The 18,848-nt window shown below is 41.3% G+C and carries 20 protein-coding genes; 9 read left to right on the plus strand and 11 right to left on the minus strand.

Annotation, left to right across the window (positions count from 1 at the left end):
- Positions 1–70: 70 nt before the first annotated feature.
- The 3 genes from C2M30_RS21035 to C2M30_RS21045 all read right to left on the minus strand — a co-directional run bounded on the left by C2M30_RS21035 (position 71) and on the right by C2M30_RS21045 (position 3,244).
- Complete coding sequence (locus C2M30_RS21035; protein ID WP_100914273.1) at positions 71–1,147, minus strand: trypsin-like peptidase domain-containing protein; 1,077 nt, start codon at positions 1,145–1,147, stop codon at positions 71–73.
- 155 nt (positions 1,148–1,302) lie between these two features.
- A complete protein-coding gene (locus C2M30_RS21040; RefSeq protein WP_105173202.1) occupies positions 1,303–2,667 on the minus strand; it encodes a DegQ family serine endoprotease in 1,365 nt (454 codons plus the stop codon).
- A gap of 118 nt (positions 2,668–2,785) precedes the next feature.
- Positions 2,786–3,244, minus strand: coding sequence for a ZapG family protein (locus tag C2M30_RS21045; RefSeq protein ID WP_054978160.1), 459 nt, complete (start codon positions 3,242–3,244; stop codon positions 2,786–2,788).
- Between the two features lie 106 nt (positions 3,245–3,350).
- On the opposite strand from C2M30_RS21045, the gene zapE reads away from it, so the two are divergent.
- On the plus strand, positions 3,351–4,445 hold the full coding sequence (gene zapE, locus C2M30_RS21050; RefSeq protein WP_105173203.1) for a cell division protein ZapE: 1,095 nt from the start codon (positions 3,351–3,353) through the stop codon (positions 4,443–4,445).
- Positions 4,446–4,491: 46 nt separating this feature from the next.
- Here the strand turns inward: zapE and C2M30_RS21055 are convergent, their stop codons facing one another.
- Together C2M30_RS21055 and C2M30_RS21060 are read right to left on the minus strand one after the other, a co-directional pair.
- The gene (locus C2M30_RS21055) at positions 4,492–5,049 is read right to left on the minus strand and encodes a hypothetical protein (RefSeq protein ID WP_105173204.1); all 558 of its coding nucleotides are present in this window, start codon (positions 5,047–5,049) and stop codon (positions 4,492–4,494) included.
- A gap of 442 nt (positions 5,050–5,491) precedes the next feature.
- The gene (locus tag C2M30_RS21060) at positions 5,492–6,166 is read right to left on the minus strand and encodes a hypothetical protein (RefSeq protein ID WP_234004812.1); all 675 of its coding nucleotides are present in this window, start codon (positions 6,164–6,166) and stop codon (positions 5,492–5,494) included.
- Positions 6,167–7,276: 1,110 nt separating this feature from the next.
- Here C2M30_RS21060 and rplM point away from each other — a divergent pair.
- From rplM to C2M30_RS21100, 8 genes are all read left to right on the plus strand, one after another.
- Positions 7,277–7,705 carry a 50S ribosomal protein L13 gene (gene rplM / locus C2M30_RS21065; protein ID WP_010561590.1) on the plus strand — a complete coding sequence of 143 codons (429 nt, stop codon included), beginning with the start codon at positions 7,277–7,279 and terminating at the stop codon, positions 7,703–7,705.
- A 12-nt stretch (positions 7,706–7,717) separates the two neighbouring features.
- A complete protein-coding gene (rpsI, locus tag C2M30_RS21070; RefSeq protein WP_010561591.1) occupies positions 7,718–8,107 on the plus strand; it encodes a 30S ribosomal protein S9 in 390 nt (129 codons plus the stop codon).
- 224 nt (positions 8,108–8,331) lie between these two features.
- Positions 8,332–10,407, plus strand: coding sequence for a TonB-dependent receptor plug domain-containing protein (locus tag C2M30_RS21075; RefSeq protein WP_105173205.1), 2,076 nt, complete (start codon positions 8,332–8,334; stop codon positions 10,405–10,407).
- A 414-nt stretch (positions 10,408–10,821) separates the two neighbouring features.
- Positions 10,822–11,412, plus strand: coding sequence for a ubiquinol-cytochrome c reductase iron-sulfur subunit (petA, locus tag C2M30_RS21080; RefSeq protein ID WP_100914267.1), 591 nt, complete (start codon positions 10,822–10,824; stop codon positions 11,410–11,412).
- On the plus strand, positions 11,412–12,677 hold the full coding sequence (locus C2M30_RS21085; RefSeq protein WP_100914266.1) for a cytochrome b: 1,266 nt from the start codon (positions 11,412–11,414) through the stop codon (positions 12,675–12,677). The genes petA and C2M30_RS21085 overlap by 1 nt, the downstream gene beginning before the upstream one ends.
- The gene (locus C2M30_RS21090) at positions 12,674–13,411 is read left to right on the plus strand and encodes a cytochrome c1 (RefSeq protein ID WP_105173206.1); all 738 of its coding nucleotides are present in this window, start codon (positions 12,674–12,676) and stop codon (positions 13,409–13,411) included. The genes C2M30_RS21085 and C2M30_RS21090 overlap by 4 nt, the downstream gene beginning before the upstream one ends.
- A gap of 77 nt (positions 13,412–13,488) precedes the next feature.
- Positions 13,489–14,112: a stringent starvation protein SspA gene (gene sspA, locus C2M30_RS21095; protein ID WP_010561596.1), complete on the plus strand. Its 624-nt coding sequence runs from the start codon at positions 13,489–13,491 to the stop codon at positions 14,110–14,112.
- Complete coding sequence (locus C2M30_RS21100) at positions 14,112–14,534, plus strand: ClpXP protease specificity-enhancing factor (RefSeq protein WP_010561597.1); 423 nt, start codon at positions 14,112–14,114, stop codon at positions 14,532–14,534. The genes sspA and C2M30_RS21100 overlap by 1 nt, the downstream gene beginning before the upstream one ends.
- 63 nt (positions 14,535–14,597) lie before the next feature.
- Here C2M30_RS21100 and C2M30_RS21105 read toward each other — a convergent pair whose 3' ends face one another.
- The 6 genes from C2M30_RS21105 to C2M30_RS21130 are packed head-to-tail and all read right to left on the minus strand — an operon-like array spanning position 14,598 to position 18,834.
- Complete coding sequence (locus C2M30_RS21105; RefSeq protein ID WP_105173207.1) at positions 14,598–15,860, minus strand: TRAP transporter large permease; 1,263 nt, start codon at positions 15,858–15,860, stop codon at positions 14,598–14,600.
- The gene (locus tag C2M30_RS21110) at positions 15,847–16,311 is read right to left on the minus strand and encodes a TRAP transporter small permease (protein WP_158683613.1); all 465 of its coding nucleotides are present in this window, start codon (positions 16,309–16,311) and stop codon (positions 15,847–15,849) included. The genes C2M30_RS21105 and C2M30_RS21110 overlap by 14 nt, the downstream gene beginning before the upstream one ends.
- Positions 16,301–17,266 (minus strand): TRAP transporter substrate-binding protein, encoded by a 966-nt coding sequence (locus C2M30_RS21115; protein ID WP_105173209.1) that lies wholly within the window; start codon positions 17,264–17,266, stop codon positions 16,301–16,303. Before C2M30_RS21115 ends, C2M30_RS21110 begins: the two co-directional genes overlap by 11 nt.
- 44 nt (positions 17,267–17,310) lie before the next feature.
- The gene (gene dolP / locus C2M30_RS21120; RefSeq protein WP_010561601.1) at positions 17,311–17,874 is read right to left on the minus strand and encodes a division/outer membrane stress-associated lipid-binding lipoprotein; all 564 of its coding nucleotides are present in this window, start codon (positions 17,872–17,874) and stop codon (positions 17,311–17,313) included.
- Positions 17,874–18,461, minus strand: coding sequence for an SIS domain-containing protein (locus C2M30_RS21125; protein ID WP_010561602.1), 588 nt, complete (start codon positions 18,459–18,461; stop codon positions 17,874–17,876). The genes dolP and C2M30_RS21125 overlap by 1 nt, the downstream gene beginning before the upstream one ends.
- Before the next feature lies 1 nt (position 18,462).
- A complete protein-coding gene (locus C2M30_RS21130) occupies positions 18,463–18,834 on the minus strand; it encodes a YraN family protein (protein ID WP_010561603.1) in 372 nt (123 codons plus the stop codon).
- Positions 18,835–18,848: the final 14 nt, after the last annotated feature.

Consider the following 18,848-nt stretch of genomic DNA (forward strand, 5'->3'; position numbering starts at 1 on the left):
TAATAACCTAGATTATTGAAGAATCAAAAAAGGCCGCATATGCGGCCTTTTTGTTTATAGAGTCACGATTTTAGAACTGTAACTCACCAACAGTGACTGGCACTTCAATAACTTTACCTTCACGAATAATTGTAAAGTTTAATACGCTACCTGGAGGTGTGTTCGTTACTAATTCCAATGTTGTATTGGTATTCACGACTTTTTTACCGTCGATTTTTGTCACGATATCGTTGAGTTCAAAGCCGGCTTGCCATGCAGGGCCTAACGGGTCAAGGCGAGCAATGCGCATGCCATATACAGGAGTGTGATTGTTTCTCACAAAACGACCTGAACTGTCTACAGGATCGGCATCAAAGCCAATATAGCCACGAATAACACGGCCATACTTGATGATTTTATCCATCACTTCTTTGGCAAGCGAGTAGGGCACAGCAAAGAAAATACCTTGCACTTCTAAATTGCGTGCATGCTTAAACTTAGCTGAGGTAATGCCCACTAGCGTACCGTTAGTATTAATCACTGCGCCACCCGAATTACCGGTATTAACCGCGGCATCCATTTGTAAAAAGCGGGTATGGCGGGTTTGCGCAATATTAGTTTTATCGGTGGCACTAATAATGCCTTGCGTAATTGTTTGACCTAAGTTTAATGGATTACCAATTGCTAAAATAACGTCGCCCACTTGTGGAACAAAGTCGTTATTGGTTGGGATTTCCGGTAGATGTTCAGCGGTTATTTTTAATAATGCCAAATCCGTAGGCACGTCAAAACCAATAAGCTGTACATCAGTAAATTGTCGGCCATCGTTTAGTACAACTAAAATTTGGTCCGCGTTATTAATAACGTGATAGTTAGTGAGAATATAGCCTTTTTTGGACATGATAATGCCAGAGCCAAGCTCTCTTACAGGCGTTGATGGACGCAGGCTGCGAGGGCGATTGCTAACTGATTCTGAATATATGTTCACAACAGCAGGCGATGCGGCTTTTACCGCGTTAGCAAAGCTTAAATGACTAGCATTAAGTGGCGCTTTATTTGTTGAAAGCTGTTCACGCAATAACTCTGGTGAAAATACCAATAGGTAGATAAAGGCAAAACCAAGTCCTAACAAAATAGGGGTGAGCAAAAACTGTAGCTTCTTTAACACGCTGCGCCGTTAATTATTATTTTCAAAGGGTGTTTATTGTGGCAAGAATATGACTATTCGGCAAGTTGCAGGTTTTAACACTAATCCATAAAAAACGCCCAAATTACTTTGGGCGTTTGGATTAGCAAGTTGTATGATTTTTTGAACCGCAGAGATTACTGAATTTGTACGTTAAAAATACGAGAACCACGTTGAACTCGTAGGAAAATATAACCTTGTACATCTTCAACTGCCTTGGTTAAGTCGCGCACAGAATCTACACGGGTGCGGTTAACCATTAAGATTACATCGCCTTCCTCTAATCCTACGCGTGCAGCTGGTGCACGGTTAGAATCAATCGATTTAACCAACACACCTTCTTTACCATCGCTCGTTTCACCGGCCTCTAGCGTTGCACCTGTTAAATTGCGATGTAGTTTATCTGCAGAGGTTGCAACATCTGAAATCCCGCCAAGTTTAACCTTAACGGTTTTGCTCTTACCGTCACGAATAATTCCCAACTTAACCGTTTTACCTTCGCCAGCGGTTGCGATTTTACTGCGTAGCTCTAAGAAACTATGGATTTTCTTACCATCGATACTGGTGATTACGTCATTCACCTTTAAACCTGCTTTTTCAGCAGGGCTATCTTCATCAACCGCGTTTACGAAAGCGCCCTGTTTTGTTTCTAGGTCAAATGCTTCCGCTACGCCTGCATTCACATCACCACCGCGAATACCTAAGCTACCGCGGCGAACTTCACCGAACTCTAAAATTTGGTCTACAAGACTTTTCATCATGTTTGATGGAATCGCAAAACCAATACCAACGTTACCGCCAGAAGCGCCTAAAATTGCAGTGTTAATACCGATTAGTTGACCGTTTAAATTTACCAGTGCACCGCCAGAGTTGCCTTGGTTAATTGCCGCATCGGTTTGAATAAAGTCTTCGTAACCTTCAATGTTTAAGCCCGAGCGACCAAGCGCACTTACTATGCCTGAAGTTACTGTATGGCTTAGCCCAAATGGGTTACCAATCGCCACTGAAAAATCACCGACACGTAGCTCGTCTGAATCAGCCAGTTTTACTTCAGTTAAATCATCGCCTTCTACTTCAAGTAATGCGATATCAGACTGAGGATCGCTACCAACTAACTTGGCTTCAAATTCACGGCCATCTTGTAAGGTTACAATAATTTTTTCAGCGTCTTGAATAACATGGTTATTAGTAACAATATGACCGTCTTTTGCGTCGATAATTACGCCAGAGCCTAAGCCACTAAACGGGCGTTTTTCGGCGCGGGGTTGGCGCTGCGGGTTACCAAAAAAGAAATCAAACGGGTCAACGCGTTGGCGTACTTGTTTTGAACCAGAGACGCGAATACTTACAACACCCGGGGTTACGCGTTCTAGCATAGGCGCTAGCGTTGGCAGTTGTTGTCCGTTAACCGAAACAGGTAATTTTGCATGGCTAATTGCCGGTGAAACTAAAAGAGTTGCAGATAGTATTGCTGCACTTAAAACGGTAAATTTAGTTTTCATAGTCAAAATAACGCTCCTTAAATCAAAAGGGTAGCTGATTTGCTTTTTGTTGTTAGCGGCAAACCAGCCAGTTACTTATAATGACTATGGGGTCAAAAAAAAGTTCATCAAGATGCGATTAAGCACTTTCTGTTTGCTTGTTTTCTGAGCTGTTACCTCTAAAAATGCCCGATTCGCCAGTGACAAAGTCGGCTGGTGCTGCTTGTAATTCAGCGTTTCGTGCTAATAACTCAGAGCGAGTTTTGTCGTTATTACGTGTCTCAGACAAAATCTCGGTCGCTTCTTGTGAGAAGAAAGGCACGACTTCTACGTTTTTTTCAGCAACTAATAACTTGTTAGTTTCTTCCATATGCTTAACTAGCTGCACGTAGCTGTCTTGCATTTTATTAACAAGTTTATTGGTGTGAGCAACGTGGTCGGCCACATCTTGTTTAAATTGCTCAAGGTCACCTTGTGCTTTTTCTACTTCTTTTTCGAGCTCATCATGTTCGTATTGACGTTTGGTAATTAGGCTTCCGATAAAAAAGCTAGCAACGGCAGTGACTACTAATAGGGTGATCCAAATGGCTGTACTCATACTATTAAGCCTTATAATTTTTCAAAATAGATAGTTTAAATATACGCTTTGATTGCGCTCGTGTTAATATTTTACATCAAAATTTCAGTAACGCTTTGTATTTATCATGACCCCTTGGCAAAAATATCAACAAGATTTAACTCGCGATGACTTCCACCATGATGCTGCGCAGGAAAATGCAGTGCGTCATTTGCAACGTTTGTACGACGATTTAACTGCACAGCCACCGGCTAAAAAAGGCTTTTTTGCCAGCCTTTTTTCAAAACAAGAAGTAAAGCCGATCAAAGGCCTGTATTTTTGGGGCGGGGTTGGGCGTGGTAAGACTTATTTGGTTGACACGTTTTTTGATTCGCTGCCGTTTGAGCGTAAAATGCGAGTGCACTTTCACCGTTTTATGCACCGTGTACATGATGAATTAAAGCAGCTAACAGACGTAAAAGATCCGCTTGAAAAAGTTGCTGATAAATTTAAAAGCGAAGCGGATATCATCTGCTTTGATGAGTTTTTTGTGCAAGATATTACCGACGCCATGCTATTGGGCGGTTTAATGCAAGAGCTGTTTAAGCGCGGCATAGTACTCGTTGCTACATCCAATATTGTGCCTGATGAGCTCTATCGCAATGGTTTACAGCGTGCACGCTTTCTGCCAGCAATTGATTTAGTTAATGCGAATACTGAGGTGGTTAATGTTGATTCGGGCATTGATTACCGTTTGCGTACGCTTGAGCAAGCAGAAATTTATCACAGCCCGTTAGATGCGCAGGCAGATAAAAATTTATTTGAGTACTTCGATAAATTATCGCCTGAAGCCGGTTGCTTGGATAAGGTGATTGAAATTGAGGGACGTAACCTTACGACGCGCAAAGAAGCTGACAGCATAGTGATGTTTGAGTTTAAGGAGTTGTGTGAAACTGCGCGCAGCCAAGTAGATTACATGGAGTTAAGCCGCATTTATCATACTGTGCTACTTTCAAACGTAAAATACATGGGCTCAGAGCATGCAAATGATGATGCAGCGCGCCGCTTTATTGCATTAGTCGATGAGTTTTACGAGCGTAATGTTACCTTAATTATTTCTGCCATCGCACCATTAGAAGAGCTTTATACTGGCGGTATTTTAGACTTTGAATTTAAACGCTGTATTAGCCGCTTACAAGAAATGCAAAGCTTAGAGTATTTAGGGCGCGAGCACTTAGCTTAATCTCCAAAAAGAAGCGAGATCTGACGATCTCGTTTCTCAATACTTTTTATTCTTGATTCAACTTTACGTTTTTTATTTTTATCCAGGCGTTGCCGCCTTTCTCATCGGTTATATTTGGCACAAAATAAAGTGCAGAAACATTGGCTTTTAAAATGCCTTTATCCTTTGACCAGCTTGGCGTCCAATCTGGGCGGTTGAAATTATCTAAGGTTAACGTGTGCGTTTGCCATTGATTAGCGCTTGGTAAAAGCGCTTGATAGTGTGCATAGCTTTTATCACCTTTTCCACCATAATCTTTCTGCGATAACTTAACCACAAGCGGTTTATCACTTTGATAAGTGAGCTCAATACTATTAATGCCGTTTAATGATTTTTTAGGCAGATCGTAAATTAACTCTACCCACGAATTATTCTGAGCATCAACGCGAGGTACACGGTTGAACGCTATACCCACATACTCTTCTTTAACTAAGGGCTTTTCATAACTCGCAGTACTGCCATGCGGGTCTACAGCGTAACGCCATTGTTTCGCATCGAGTGTGTGTGCCTCGTAAAGCGCAGAGCTTGAAAATAGTATTGCTGTAAGCAGTGATTTTAAATACATGATCTTTTTCTTATGGTGATTATTTTATGTTAGTAGCAATACAGGGGAGGTTGCTGGGTGAGCATTCGATTGTAGGGGAAGTTAGGTTTTAGTAGAAGTAAGCGTTTAGTCGTAGCGGTAGGGTTTGTTTTTGAATTTACTTCCCTGTAATTATCTTGCGCCATCCATGGCGCACTCGTTCTTTCTTTTTAAGCGGCCAAAAAGAACGAACCAAGAAAAAGCCCCCCCGAAATCAAACTTTTTCCAAGCGAAATTATTTTATTCAAAGCTAAACGTCATAAATCGATATCCCTATCTCAGTATGACTTGTTCGACTCGCTACGCTTCCTGTCTCACATTAGCAATAAAATAACCCCACTTGGGTTTGATTTAAGGGGAAGTTGAAGCCCTTGAATGAAGTTCGCATATTGAAAAGCTTGGCTTTAGTCATGCTCGGTACCATTTAATTTGTTTTGATATATGCAACTTCGTTTGGGTAATCGACAATTACATGCAGATATTTGAGAAGTGAGCCACCAATAGCGCCATCGATTTTTCTGTCCATCATTGACGACATATAACTATGGAAGTTGTGATCTTGACGTCGCGTAAACCAAACAGGACCAATAGTTTTACCAGCTATTGAAAGCTTTGGAACTTGGATCATGGATTCCCCTGCTAGTAGGTCGCCGTTTTCGATTACAAGCCATTGAGGGTTAGATTGTCGCCACCTTTCAAATGTTGATGCGCTAATAAAAGATGTGCCAATTTTTTGAGCTTTGGTGTTCAGTGTTTTCTGAGCGTTATTTGAAAGGTGTGCCGTTGCGCCTGTATCAAATAACATAGGAATGATCTCGTTATCTACGGTTATCTCGATACTTGGAAAGGCGGTTGTATAATTACCTGAACTGTCTTTTTGAAATCCTAATTCTATCTTTGTAAAAGACTTAATGTTTAGAGATTGTATTTCAGTATAAACAGCCATTGTGCGATTGAGATAATTAAACCCAATGACTTTTTCAGCATGCCAGCGACCACCTAAAAAGCCATCTTTACCGTCAATTTCTTCGCGATTCACTAGGAATAAGTTTCCTTTCATAAAGTTATTTAAGCCACCTAAAGGAATTCCTTTACTCAATTTATAATTCGGCATAGGTGTAAGAAGTAAGGTCTCATTGCCTTCTTTTTCTGTAATCGTTGGCCACTTATATTTAGTGTGAAAGTCTTTTGCAATGGCATTGAAGCCACCGCCTGTATCGGTAAAAAAAGTAATTTCTTCACCGCTATCTAAAGTGGGGTTAAATAAATTAACTGGTTATCGAACTTGGCTGGCAATTCTTTGCCAAACACATTGAAAGTTAAAAAAAAGGTGATTAATAAGACAATTGATTTCATAAACATTTCTTTGTTAGCTGTAATCAAATTTATGGGTTAATACTATTTTATCAAGGTCATAAATCGCGATGGGAGCCCTTCCCCCTAATCAAACCTGAGAAAGAAATTTAAATGGTTAATGCGAGACAAGGCGCGAAGCGGTCGAGCAAGCCATGCTGAGGCATAGGGGAATAGCGTTTTTAAACCAACTAATTTCGGCTAGTCATTCCGTTTCAATCAAACCCGATAAGTGGGTTTTAATTGATAATACGAGACAGGAAGCGGAGCGTATCGAGTAAGTCATACTGAGATAGGGATATCGATTTATGACGTTTATCTTTAAATTAAAAGCTGCTTTGAGGACTAAGTTTGATTGTACGGTCGCGTTTCTTTTACTAAATACATCCCTATATTTCGCCCTACGGGCCAGCTTCGCTGTTCAAATTTATTCCCTATAAATTTGTGGTTACTTTATCTTTGGCGAAGCACTAATTTGTCGGGAGCAAATTAGAATGCCGTAGGCAGTCTTTAGATGTAAAGAGGGACCTTGCAATAAAGAAAAGTGACATGAGCCCCATGGATGGGGTTTATTAAAATACAAGGAAGTAAATGCTGAGGTTTTGTTCAATCTTTCAAAATCCTACCAAACCCCATGCTAGTAGCCAAAAACCTTTATTTTCCTCAAATTATTAGTAGAAAAACTATCCAGCTCTTGCTATACTCCGCGTCCGCCACTTACCGTTCTACCTCGGTTAGTTTAGCCACAGCTGAGGGTTTTAAGTCTTGAGCTCGAAGGGGTTGAAGCAAGTGTAATAGAGCAGCAGAAATTTTTCTGCTTGTGGTTTTTAAATTGTAAACATTGGATTTTTAATAAATGAAAACGTTTGTTGCTAAGCCAGAATCTGTAAAACGTGACTGGTACGTAGTTGACGCTGAAGGCAAAACTTTAGGTCGTATCGCTACTGAAATCGCTCGCCGTCTACGCGGTAAGCATAAAGCTGAATATACTCCTCACGTAGATACTGGTGATTACATCATCGTTATTAACGCTGAGAAAGTTACTGTAACAGGTAACAAAACGACTGATAAAATGTACTATGCTCACACTGGTTTCCCAGGTGGTCTTAAGTCTATCACTTTCGATAAGCTTCAAGCTAAAAAGCCTGAAATGATCATCGAAAAAGCAGTTAAAGGTATGTTACCAAAAGGCCCTCTAGGTCGTGAAATGTACCGTAAACTAAAAGTATACGCAGGTTCAGAGCACGCACACGTTGCTCAACAGCCTCAAGTACTGGACATTTAAGGAGCATAACTCATGGCAAATCAATACTACGGTACAGGTCGTCGTAAAAGTTCAAGTGCTCGCGTATTCTTACGCCCAGGTACTGGCAACATCGTAATCAATCAACGTTCTATCGAAGAATACTTCGGTCGCGAAACTTCTCGCATGGTTGTTCGTCAGCCACTAGAGCTAGTTGAAATGACTGAAAAGTTTGACCTTTACATCACTGTTGAAGGTGGTGGTTCTACTGGTCAAGCGGGTGCTATCCGTCACGGTATTACTCGTGCGCTTATGGAGTTTGACGAGTCTCTTCGTTCTTCACTTCGTAAAGCTGGCTTCGTTACTCGCGACGCTCGTAAAGTTGAGCGTAAGAAAGTAGGTCTTAAGAAAGCACGTAAGAACACTCAATTCTCAAAACGTTAATTTTTTACGTTTACAAGAATTACAAAACCCGGGTTTATACTCGGGTTTTTTATTGCCTAAAATTTATGTTTGTCAGCGAGTTACTGTTATTAAAAGTTACTATTTAAAGGCTTTGTTACGGCACCCTACATTTCTCAACATTTTCCCACAGTCACTTACAGAGAGTATGGGTATTATTTCCCGCGTTAACTTCTTACTCAACTAATCCGTATCAAGGAAGTGATATGACTTCATTTAAACCGATCTCTTTAGTCGCGCTGGCTGTGACGAGCGTATTTGCTACTAGTGCCTTGGCTGAACAAGCTAAAGGCGAAGAAATTGAACGTATTCAAGTAGTATCGAAGCGTTCAAGTGTACTTACTGAAATTACCGAAGATGCTGAAAAGCTGATTAATATGCCGGGTGCTTTGGGCGATCCTTTGCTAGCTGTATATGCATTGCCTGGTGTAGTAGCGGCTGGAGGCTCAATGGGTGAACCCGCTGTACGTGGTTCGTCGCCAGATGATAATTACTTTGAAGTCGACTTTATGCCTGCTGGCTATATTTTCCATGACTTTGGCAGCTCGATTTTTAACAAGTACTTAGTGCAAGATTTTCGCCTTTATTCTGCTGGTTATGGCACTAGCTTTAGTGATGCAACAGGCGCTGTATTTGATGTCACACTGCGCAACCCAAAAAATCAGGATATTAAAACCACGCTTGATTTTACTATGTTTAAAGCGGGGGTTTTTGTTGAAGGTGCAATCACCGACGATATTTCATTTTATCTTTCTGGGCGAAAAAGTACGCTTCCGTTGTTTTTCTCAGAGGGTGAGGAAATTGAAGACGAAGATGGCGAAAACACAGGCATTACAATAAACGATGCTCCCGATGACTATGATTACCAGAGTAAATTTGTTTGGGATATTAATAACAACAATGTGTTAAGTGTGTTGTTTACTGGCGCAGAAGACAGTGCGGCAGCAAGTTTTAGTGAACGCGCGGATTTATCACTTAAGAATCCTGATTTTCAAGGCGATGCAGATTTTGCGCGTTCCTTCGATAGCCAAAATGTTATTTGGGATCATTATGGTAAAGGTTATCAAGCAAAAGTGGGGATTGGCTCGTTAACACATTCGGGCCGATTAGATTATGGCCGCAGCAAGTTAACACCCAAAGGGTATTTTGAAGAAGAAAAAGAAGAACTACTTACCTACAAAGGGCGTGTAAGTGTAAATGTGGTGGGTGATGACTTACTTACATTTGACGCTGCTTATTTTGATAAAACGATAAGCTATGAATATGATACTTTTTTGTACGTGTGTACTGAATTAGATCCAGATTGCGAGCTTGCTAAAGGAGAGCGCATAACAGGGAAAAGAGAGGTGGATATCGGTAGTTATTTTGTTGGTGCAAATTATCAATACACGATAACCGACTCGCTAATTGCCGACATTGGCGTACAACATCAAAAAAATGATTACAGCGATGAGTCGTTTACTCACCCGCGTTTAGGATTGACCTACCACATTAATCAAGATCAATCAGTGTGGGTTAAATATGGCAGTTACAATCGCCTGCAAGATATTGGTACGATCTTAGAAGACACAGGTAACCCCAACTTAAAGTCGCAAACAGCAAATCAGTCGGTTGTTGGTTATCAGCAGTTTTTGGCGGATGATTGGAGTTGGTCAATTGAAACCTATTACAAAACCATGGATGACTTACCATTAGCACTGACTGAAAACGATGTGGATCAGCATTTACGTTATAGCAATGATGTTACGGGTAGAGCTTATGGTATTGATTTACTGATTAATAAAAACAAAACCGATCGTTGGTACGGCTGGATGAGTTTAAGTTACGGTAAAAGTGAACGTACTGATGAGCGCCGTGATATCACTCGTGACTACTATGCCGACACACCGCTTGTGTTTAATATGGTGTTTAACTACCAAATTAGCGAACGCTGGAATGGTGGCTTTAACTTCACAGCGCGCAGTGGTCAATCTTACACGCCTATTGTAGGTGTGCGTGAAAACCCTGAATTTGAGGGGAATTTTTTACCGGAATACGGTGAACCATTTTCTGAGCGTTTTGATGCTTATCACCGTTTAGATTTACGCTTTGAACGCAAAACGGATTTCTTTGGACTCAATGCCTTGCTGATTTTAGAAGTAATGAATTTATACGCTAAAGACAATACTGCGTATATCGACCTTGATTACGCTAAGGTGAAGTCGACCGATGATTTGATTTTGCAAGAACAGAGCGATGACTTTGAAATGCGCCCGTCAGTTGGTTTTAGTTTCACATTTTAGTCACAAATTAGTCTAAAGCGAGGAATTTCCTCGCTTATTTCATTGGTTAATCCTCCCGCAGGTTGCTATACTCTGGCATGCATCAAATGTGGCTCGAAAAGCATAATTTAGCGACTAATTACTTTGAATTTCACGCACACTTCTACGGAGTTTTGATCTCTATCAGGACACGCTCACTCAATTTTGGGTAAGCTCTGTAAAAGCACAGAATTTTCACAGTTTTAGGCTGTGTGTTCGTGATTTCAAATAAATCGAACTAAAATACAATTTAATTGTGCTTGAAGACCGGTATAACCTTGTTTTAATCAAGGCTTTTATTTATGATCGCACCTATTTTGTAAAGTCAAAATTTAAACTGCTGTAACTGATGTTCTCAATATGGCAAGTGTTGAGAATCATAGTGGAGATGAGTGGATGAGCAATGCGCCAGTAGACAATAGCCGCCGTCGCTTTCTAACTATCGCAACTTCTGTTGTTGGTGGTGTGGGAGCTGTAGGGGCTGCTGTTCCTTTTATCGCGTCTTGGAACCCAAGTGAGAGAGCAAAATCTGCAGGCGCGCCTGTAGAAGTTGATATCTCGAAGCTTGAGCCAGGACAATTAATTCGTGTTGAGTGGCGAGGTAAGCCTGTTTGGGTTATCAATCGTACACCAAAAATGCTTGAGCAGATGAAAGCTCACGAAGGTCAACTTCGTGATCCTAATTCTGAAGAGCCACAACAACCTGAGTTCGCAAAAAATGCGTACCGTTCGCAAAAAGAGAATATCTTTGTTGCTGTTGGTATTTGTACTCACCTGGGTTGTTCACCAACTTTCCTTAACGGTGGTTTTGGTGAAAAGGTTGAAGGTACTGAAGATGGTTTCTTCTGTCCTTGTCATGGTTCTAAGTTTGATATGGCTGGCCGTGTTTTCCAAGCTGTACCAGCGCCATTAAACCTAGAAATCCCTCCTTACTCATTCATTGATGACACCACTATTATTGTTGGTGTGGAAGAAGGGGCTGCGTAATGTTTGCAAATATTATCGATTGGATTGATCAACGTATTCCGATGACACGCGTATGGAATATGCACATTGCTCAATATCCTGCGCCGAAAAACTTTAACTTCTGGTACTTCTTTGGCTCATTAGCCATGTTAGTACTTGTTAACCAAATCGTAACGGGTATTTGGTTAACAATGAACTTCGTACCATCAGCTGAAGGTGCATTTGCATCAGTTGAATACATCATGCGTGATGTTGAATACGGCTGGTTACTGCGTTATTTACACTCAACGGGTGCTTCTGCATTCTTCGTTGTTGTATACCTGCACATGTTCCGTGGCATGATCTACGGTTCTTACCAAAAACCACGTGAACTACTGTGGTTATTCGGTATGTTTATCTTCCTAGCGCTAATGGCTGAAGCATTTATGGGTTACTTACTACCTTGGGGACAAATGTCTTTCTGGGGTGCGCAGGTAATCATTTCACTATTCGGTGCGATTCCGGTAATTGGTGATGACTTAACGCTTTGGATCCGTGGTGACTACGTAATTTCAGGTGCAACGCTTAACCGCTTCTTCGCACTACACGTAATTGCATTACCATTAGTACTTGTTATCTTAATTTTCTTACACATTATTGCACTTCACGAAGTGGGTTCAAACAACCCAGACGGCGTTGAAATCAAACGTAAGAAAGGCACTGTTGCTGAAGAAGATAAAGCTAAATTCAAGTTCCATGAATACTACACAGATAAGAAAGATATCGTTGACGCGATTCCGTTCCACCCTTACTACACAGTAAAAGATATTGTGGGTGTGGTTGGCTTCTTAATCTTGTTCTGCTGGGTTGTTTTCTTTGCACCAGAGATGGGTGGTTTCTTCCTAGAGGCGCCAAACTTTGAAGCGGCAAACCCGTTGAAGACGCCTGAGCATATTTTCCCTGTTTGGTACTTCACACCATTCTACGCAATCTTACGTGCTATCCCTGATAAGCTACTAGGTGTAATCGCGATGGGTGCATCAATTGTTGTGCTTGCGTTACTACCTTGGATTGACCGTGGTAAAGTGAAATCAATTCGTTACCGTTGTGGCTTCCACAAGTTAAACATTGCTCAGTTTGTTGTTACTTTCATCATCCTAGGTTGGGTTGGTGCGACACCACAAACAGACTTTAAAACTGTGTTATCACAAATTACGACTGTAACTTACTTCATGTTCTTCGTATTACTGTTCTTCTACAGTAAAAACGAAAAGACTAAGCCAGTGCCAGAGAGGTTAACGAAATGATGAAAAAGCTAATTATTGGTTTATTCGCTTTGTTGCCTTCACTAACAATGGCAGCAGGCCCGTCGGTTCCACTTTTAGAAGCGAATCATGATCTAACGGACGAAGCATCGTTACAACGTGGTGCTAAAACGTTCATGAACTACTGCTTAGGTTGTCACCAAATGCAGTACCAGCGTTATGAGCGTACATTCCGTGATATCGGTATTCCAACTAAAGTGGGCGAAGAGCAACTTATTTTTGATGGTTCAAAAGTAGGTAGCCACATTCTTAACGCAATCGAGCAAGACGATGCTGCAAAATGGTTTGGTGCTGCGCCACCAGATCTAACGTTAGTAGCACGTGTTCGTGGTGCAGATTGGATTTACACTTACCTGAAGTCTTTCTATGTTGATGAAAGTCGTCCATTTGGTGTAAACAACACTGTATTCCCATCGGTTGGTATGCCACACGTATTGCAAGAGTTGCAAGGTGTACCTACTGCGCGTTTCGAAGAAGTTGAAGAACACGGCGTTAAAGTTAAGAAAGTTGTTGAAATTACGACTGATGGTTCAGGCGAAATGAGCGATGACGAGTACGACCAAGCGGTACGTGACTTAACTAACTTCTTAGCGTATGTTGGTGAACCAACACGTTTACAGTCAGAAGCGATCGGTTATAAGGTATTAGGTTTCCTAGTAATCCTGTTTATCCTAGCGTTCTTACTGAAGAAAGAATACTGGAGAGATGTGCATTAATTTGCACACTTTTTAGCGCAAAATTTGTAATAGGGGCTTAAGCCCCTATTGCTGTTTTTAATATACTGGAGGAAAGCATGGCTGTAGCTGCCAATAAGCGCCCTGTGATGACACTGTTTTCTGGTGAAAACTGTATGTATAGCCACCAAGTGCGTATCGTACTTGCAGAGAAAGGCGTAAGTGTTGATATTCACCTAGCAGAAAAGGACAATTTGCCAGAAGCGTTACATGAAATTAACCCTTACGGCACTGTACCAACATTGATCGATCGTGAGCTTGGTTTATACGAAGCAAACATCATCATGGAATACCTTGACGAGCGTTTTCCTCACCCACCACTAATGCCTGTATACCCAGTTATGCGTGGTCGCAGCCGTTTAATGATGCACCGCATCGAAAACGACTGGTATAGCCTTGCTAAGAAAATTGAAGCAGGTGTTGATGTTGACGCGTCACGTCGTGAATTAACAGAAGGTTTATTAGCGATTGCACCTATTTTTGGTGAAGCGCCTTACTTTATGAGCGAAGAGTTTAGCTTAATTGATTGTTACCTAGCACCACTACTATGGCGCTTACCTGAGTTCGGTATTGAACTTACAGGTCAAGGTAGCAAAGAGCTTAAAGACTACATGATGCGTTTATTTGAGCGTGAGTCGTTCCAAGCATCATTAACTGAAGCTGAGCGCGAGATTCGACTTTAATGACTTCTAATCGCCCTTATTTACTGAGAGCTTTCTTTGATTGGATTGTAGATAATCAATGTACGCCGCATTTAGTGGTGAATGCTGAATTTCCAAATGTCACTGTGCCAATGCAGTTTGTGCAAGACGGACAAATTGTGTTGAACATCAACCCAAGTGCGGTTGCACAGTTTCATATGGATAATCATGAAGTAAGCTTTAATGCACGTTTTGGTGGTCAACCAATGCGTGTGGTGGTACCAATTGGCGCCGTACTTGCTATTTACGCAAGAGAAAATGGCGAAGGTACAGTGTTTACCCCTGAAGACTTTTCAGAATATGAAGAACCAGCAGAGGTTGAATCACAAGAAACACCATCTGAGGGTGATGGTAATGATGAACCACCGAAAAAGCGTGGTTCTCATTTAAAAGTGGTTAAGTAATCGAAAAAAAACCGGCAATAGCCGGTTTTTTTATAACCTGCGATTTTACAACCTACTATATTGCTATCTTGTAACAATCTCTGGAAACATCACTAATAAACCAAGCATTAGTAGCATAATCAAAAAATACGGTAAGCAGGCTTTTGCCAGCTGAGCCAAAGAGGCATTGGTGAGTGACTTTAAAACAAACAAGTTAAAGCCAATTGGCGGCGTGATTTGCGATATTTCTACCACCACAACCAAGTAAATACCAAACCAAATGAGATCGATGCCAGCTAGCTCTACAATAGGTAAGAGTATGGCTGCGGTCAGCACAATAATCGAAATACCATCTAAAAATAACCCTAATAAAATAAATGCCAAGGTTAAATAGATTAGCAGTTGATAGTTACTAAGTTCTAGACTGGCTATCCAAGTGGCAAGTGTTGCAGGTAATTGCAAAAAGCCCATTGCGATGGTAACAAAACTCGCACCGAGTAAAATTAGTAAAATCATAGCTGTGGTCATCGCCGCATCAATTAAGCTTTGCTTAACCAGCTCTAGTGTCAGTCGTTTTTTTGCTTTAATTAAAATAAAACTACCCAGGATACCTAACACTGCCGACTCACTAGGTGTCGCAAAGCCGAAGTAGATGGCAGTAATAACAAATGTGATTAACGAGATAATTGGAAGTAACGTTAGTGGATTACCTGAGCTTGCAATGAGTTGGCTTTTATCTACCGGTTTTAAGTAGCTGCGAATCGCAATATAGGTGGAAAACAGCGCTAATAAAATTAACCCGGGCAGAATGCCGGCAATAAATAGGTCTGCAATGGAAATATCCGCAGCAACGCCATACACAATCAAAATAATCGATGGTGGAATTAGCAGCCCAAGAGTAGCAGAGCCAGCAAGCGAGCCATAAATATCTTGCTCGTTATAACCGCGTTTTTTTAGCTCTGGAATAGTCATACGGCCAATTGTTGCGGCTGTCGCCGCAGAAGAGCCTGAGAGCGCAGCAAAAATACCAGAGCCAAACACATTAATGTGCAAGTGTCCCCCCGGTAACTTTGCCAGTATCGGGCTTAAACCATTAAATAAGTCATCGGCTACTTTGGCTTTATATAGCAGTTCGCCCATCCAAATAAATAGCGGTAAAGCGATTAATGACCACGGTGTTAAATGCGCAAATGCAGTGCCTGAAAATATCAGGTCGATAGCCGAATTGTTATTAAGAATAAGTGCTACCAAAGCAACGCCGATTAAACTAAAACCAATCCATACGCCTGTTAACAGTAAAACGGCAAAAATAACCGCCAAAATAGCGCTAAGGCTAACTATGTCCACGTAGTACCTCCAATCCCTTAAATGCAATGGTAATCGTTGTTACGCAGCTGGCATAAGCCATAATAGCTTGAATGGGCCATTCTAAAATAGCAATCTCACCGCTCGACACTTCATGAAAATGGTAAGAGTCGATCGTTAGCTGAATACATGCATAGCTAATAAAGGTGCAAATTAAGGTCGCTGTTAAATAGCTAACTACTTGGGCGTAATGACTTAGATTAGGGTTGTCGAATTCAAACACCAGAGCCACACGAATATGTTTCTCTTGTTCAAAGCTATAGCCTAGCGCCAAGAAAAAGCTGCTGATCAGCAAATATCCGCATATTTCATTGAGTGACGGAATGTACAAATTAAACAAACGTAATACGATTTGGCTGAGCACTAACAAAAAAATCGCAACGATGAGTAAAATGCTCACTTTCATGTTGAACGCATTTAATTTATTGAGCATTTTGTTGCTCCTTAAATTTTTGCAATACGTGTAACTCGCTTTGCGTTGCATTGAGTGCCCATTCTTGTGCCATGTTAGCGCCAACAATTTTTAAACTCTGCGATAAACTATCGCTCACAGGCGAAATAATCATGCCGTTATCCGCTAATAGCTTGGTCATCTGTGTGGTTTGCTGCTCAGCTTGTTGCCACGCGCGCTGCTGATACTTGTTCACGACTTGCTTCAGTTTCTGTTTTTGCGTTGGGGTTAAAGATTGATACAAGGCATGGTTCATTAGCACCATATTTTTTGGGATCCATGCATTGATTGGTGTGTAATAGCGACTAAATTGCCATGCTCTGCTCGAAACTCCCGTCGCTGGCGAGGTGATCATTGCTTCAATCATACCGGTAGCAAATGCCTGTGCAATCTCAGCGCTTGAAACGGCGGTTGGGATCATTTTAAGGTGGTTTGCTAATTTTGCCGTCATTGCACTATAGCTTCTAACCTTAAGGCCACTTAGGTCGTTTGCAGTTTTGATTGCTTTACTAGTAAATAAGCCCTGTGGCGGCCAAGGGTTGGTAAATAACAGGTGTAATCCGTGCTCGGCAAATTGGCTGCGTAATTCAACGGCTTGTTGGTTAGCTAGTTGTTGAGCGCTGCTAAAATTTGTGGCTAAAAACGGTAAGTTGTCGAGTTGATAGATAGCGGCGTGATTGCTCAAACGCGCGATAAATATTTCACCAAGTTGTATTTGGTTTGTGCGCAGTGCGCGGTAAATTTCATTGTGCTTATAAAGGCTTTCGCCGCTATGAAAAACAATGTTAAGCCCTAACTCTCGATTTACTTCATCAGCAAATGCTTTGGTGATTTGGGTAACATAAACACGTTCGCTATAGGGAGTTGCGAAATGCTGCTTGGCGTGTAGGGTGAATACTGCAAATAGCAGTAACGGTAAAATTAAATAATGGCGCATGTTTTTATTCTTATTTTTATAATAAAAAAGGCGCTAACTGCGCCTTAAAGGTATTCAAATACTTTTATTACTTTTTCGACTCCCGAAACATGACGGGCAACGTCGGCTGCTAAATTAGCTTCTTGTTCGGTAACGAGTCCCATTAAAAAGACTTCCCCGTTTTCGGTAATCACTTTGATATCATTAGCACTGACACTTTCTTCAGATACCAACATGGTTTTAACCTTTGAAGTTAGCCAAGTATCGTGTGTTTTGGTGCTAACACCTGTGATATTACCTATGCGAATCTGATTATGGATTTTTTCAACGCCACGTATTGGTTTTACTATCGCTTCGGCTTTCGCGCGCATTTCTGTGGTTGGTGTTTGGCCAATCAGTAATACACGGCCATTTAAGCTCACCACAATAATATTGCTAAATTTCGCTAACTGCTCGTCGTCTTTTAAGGCCAGCGTGGCTTTGATCTCAAGGTTGTTATCATCAATCTGCGTGCCAAGCGTGCGGCGATCGGTTGCTGATGTTACTGCACCTGCAGTACCAGCGACAATGGCAGCGCTACACCCTTGTAAAAGAACAATAGATGCAACAACAGCTAATTTAAATTTCATTAACTATCATCCTGTGGAAAAAGGGTTAAATCGATAAGCTCACTTAAGCAATGGATATTAAACAAGTGAGATTCGATAATTCGGCTTGGTCTTTTTGAGGGCACGCGTATTTCAACATCGTTTGGCCCTAATAGTCCTGCCAGCTCGCCGCCATCATCACCACTTAATACAATTACTTGCATATCTTTGGTTAGAGCAGCTTCAACGGCGCTGATCACTTCTTTCTCGTTACCAGTTACCGTGATCACCACAAGCAAGTCACCGCTTTGTCCGTAGGCACGTACTTGGCGTGAAAAGCTTTCGTTGGCATCGGTTGTGGCATAGCTCGACAGGTGTGTTAATTCGTTGCTTAATGCAATTGCTGGCAAGCACGGGCGCTCAGTTTCATAAAAATTAACTAGCAAATTGGCAAAATGCGCTGCTAACATATGATTATTGCTGCCACCGCAACACAGTACTTTATTGCCGTTAATTAGGCTTTGCACTATGGTAAATGCCGCAGCTTCTAAAGCGCTAGGTAATGCTTCACCAGCGGCAATTTGAGCTTGAATGCTTTCTGTGTATATTTCTTTAACGAGTTCTTGCATACTAAAATGCGCTTTTAATCCAAGTAAATTGTTCTGAGTTCTGCCCGCTTATTGCGACATAGTCGACTCTATATGGACAATCCTCTAGCCTATTTTGTTTCAAATAATAAAACAAGGTGCGTGTTAATTTTTGCTGTTTAGCGTGTGATAACGCGTTAATTGCACCGCCAAACGCTTCTGACTTGCGGTATTTAACTTCAACAAACACTAAAGTGTTACCGTCTTTCATTATCAAGTCGAGCTCACCGTAACGGCAATTATAGTTACGTGTTACCGGTGTTAAACCTTGTTTCTTTAAATATTGTTCAGCTTGCAGTTCGAAAAAGTTTCCCTTTTCTTTACTGTTTTTAAATAACTTAGAGGTCCATCCCATGCTATTCCTTTTGC

Origin of the sequence: Pseudoalteromonas sp. T1lg24, from assembly GCF_002964745.1 — a bacterium.
GTDB classification, from domain to species: Bacteria; Pseudomonadota; Gammaproteobacteria; order Enterobacterales; family Alteromonadaceae; genus Pseudoalteromonas; species Pseudoalteromonas spongiae.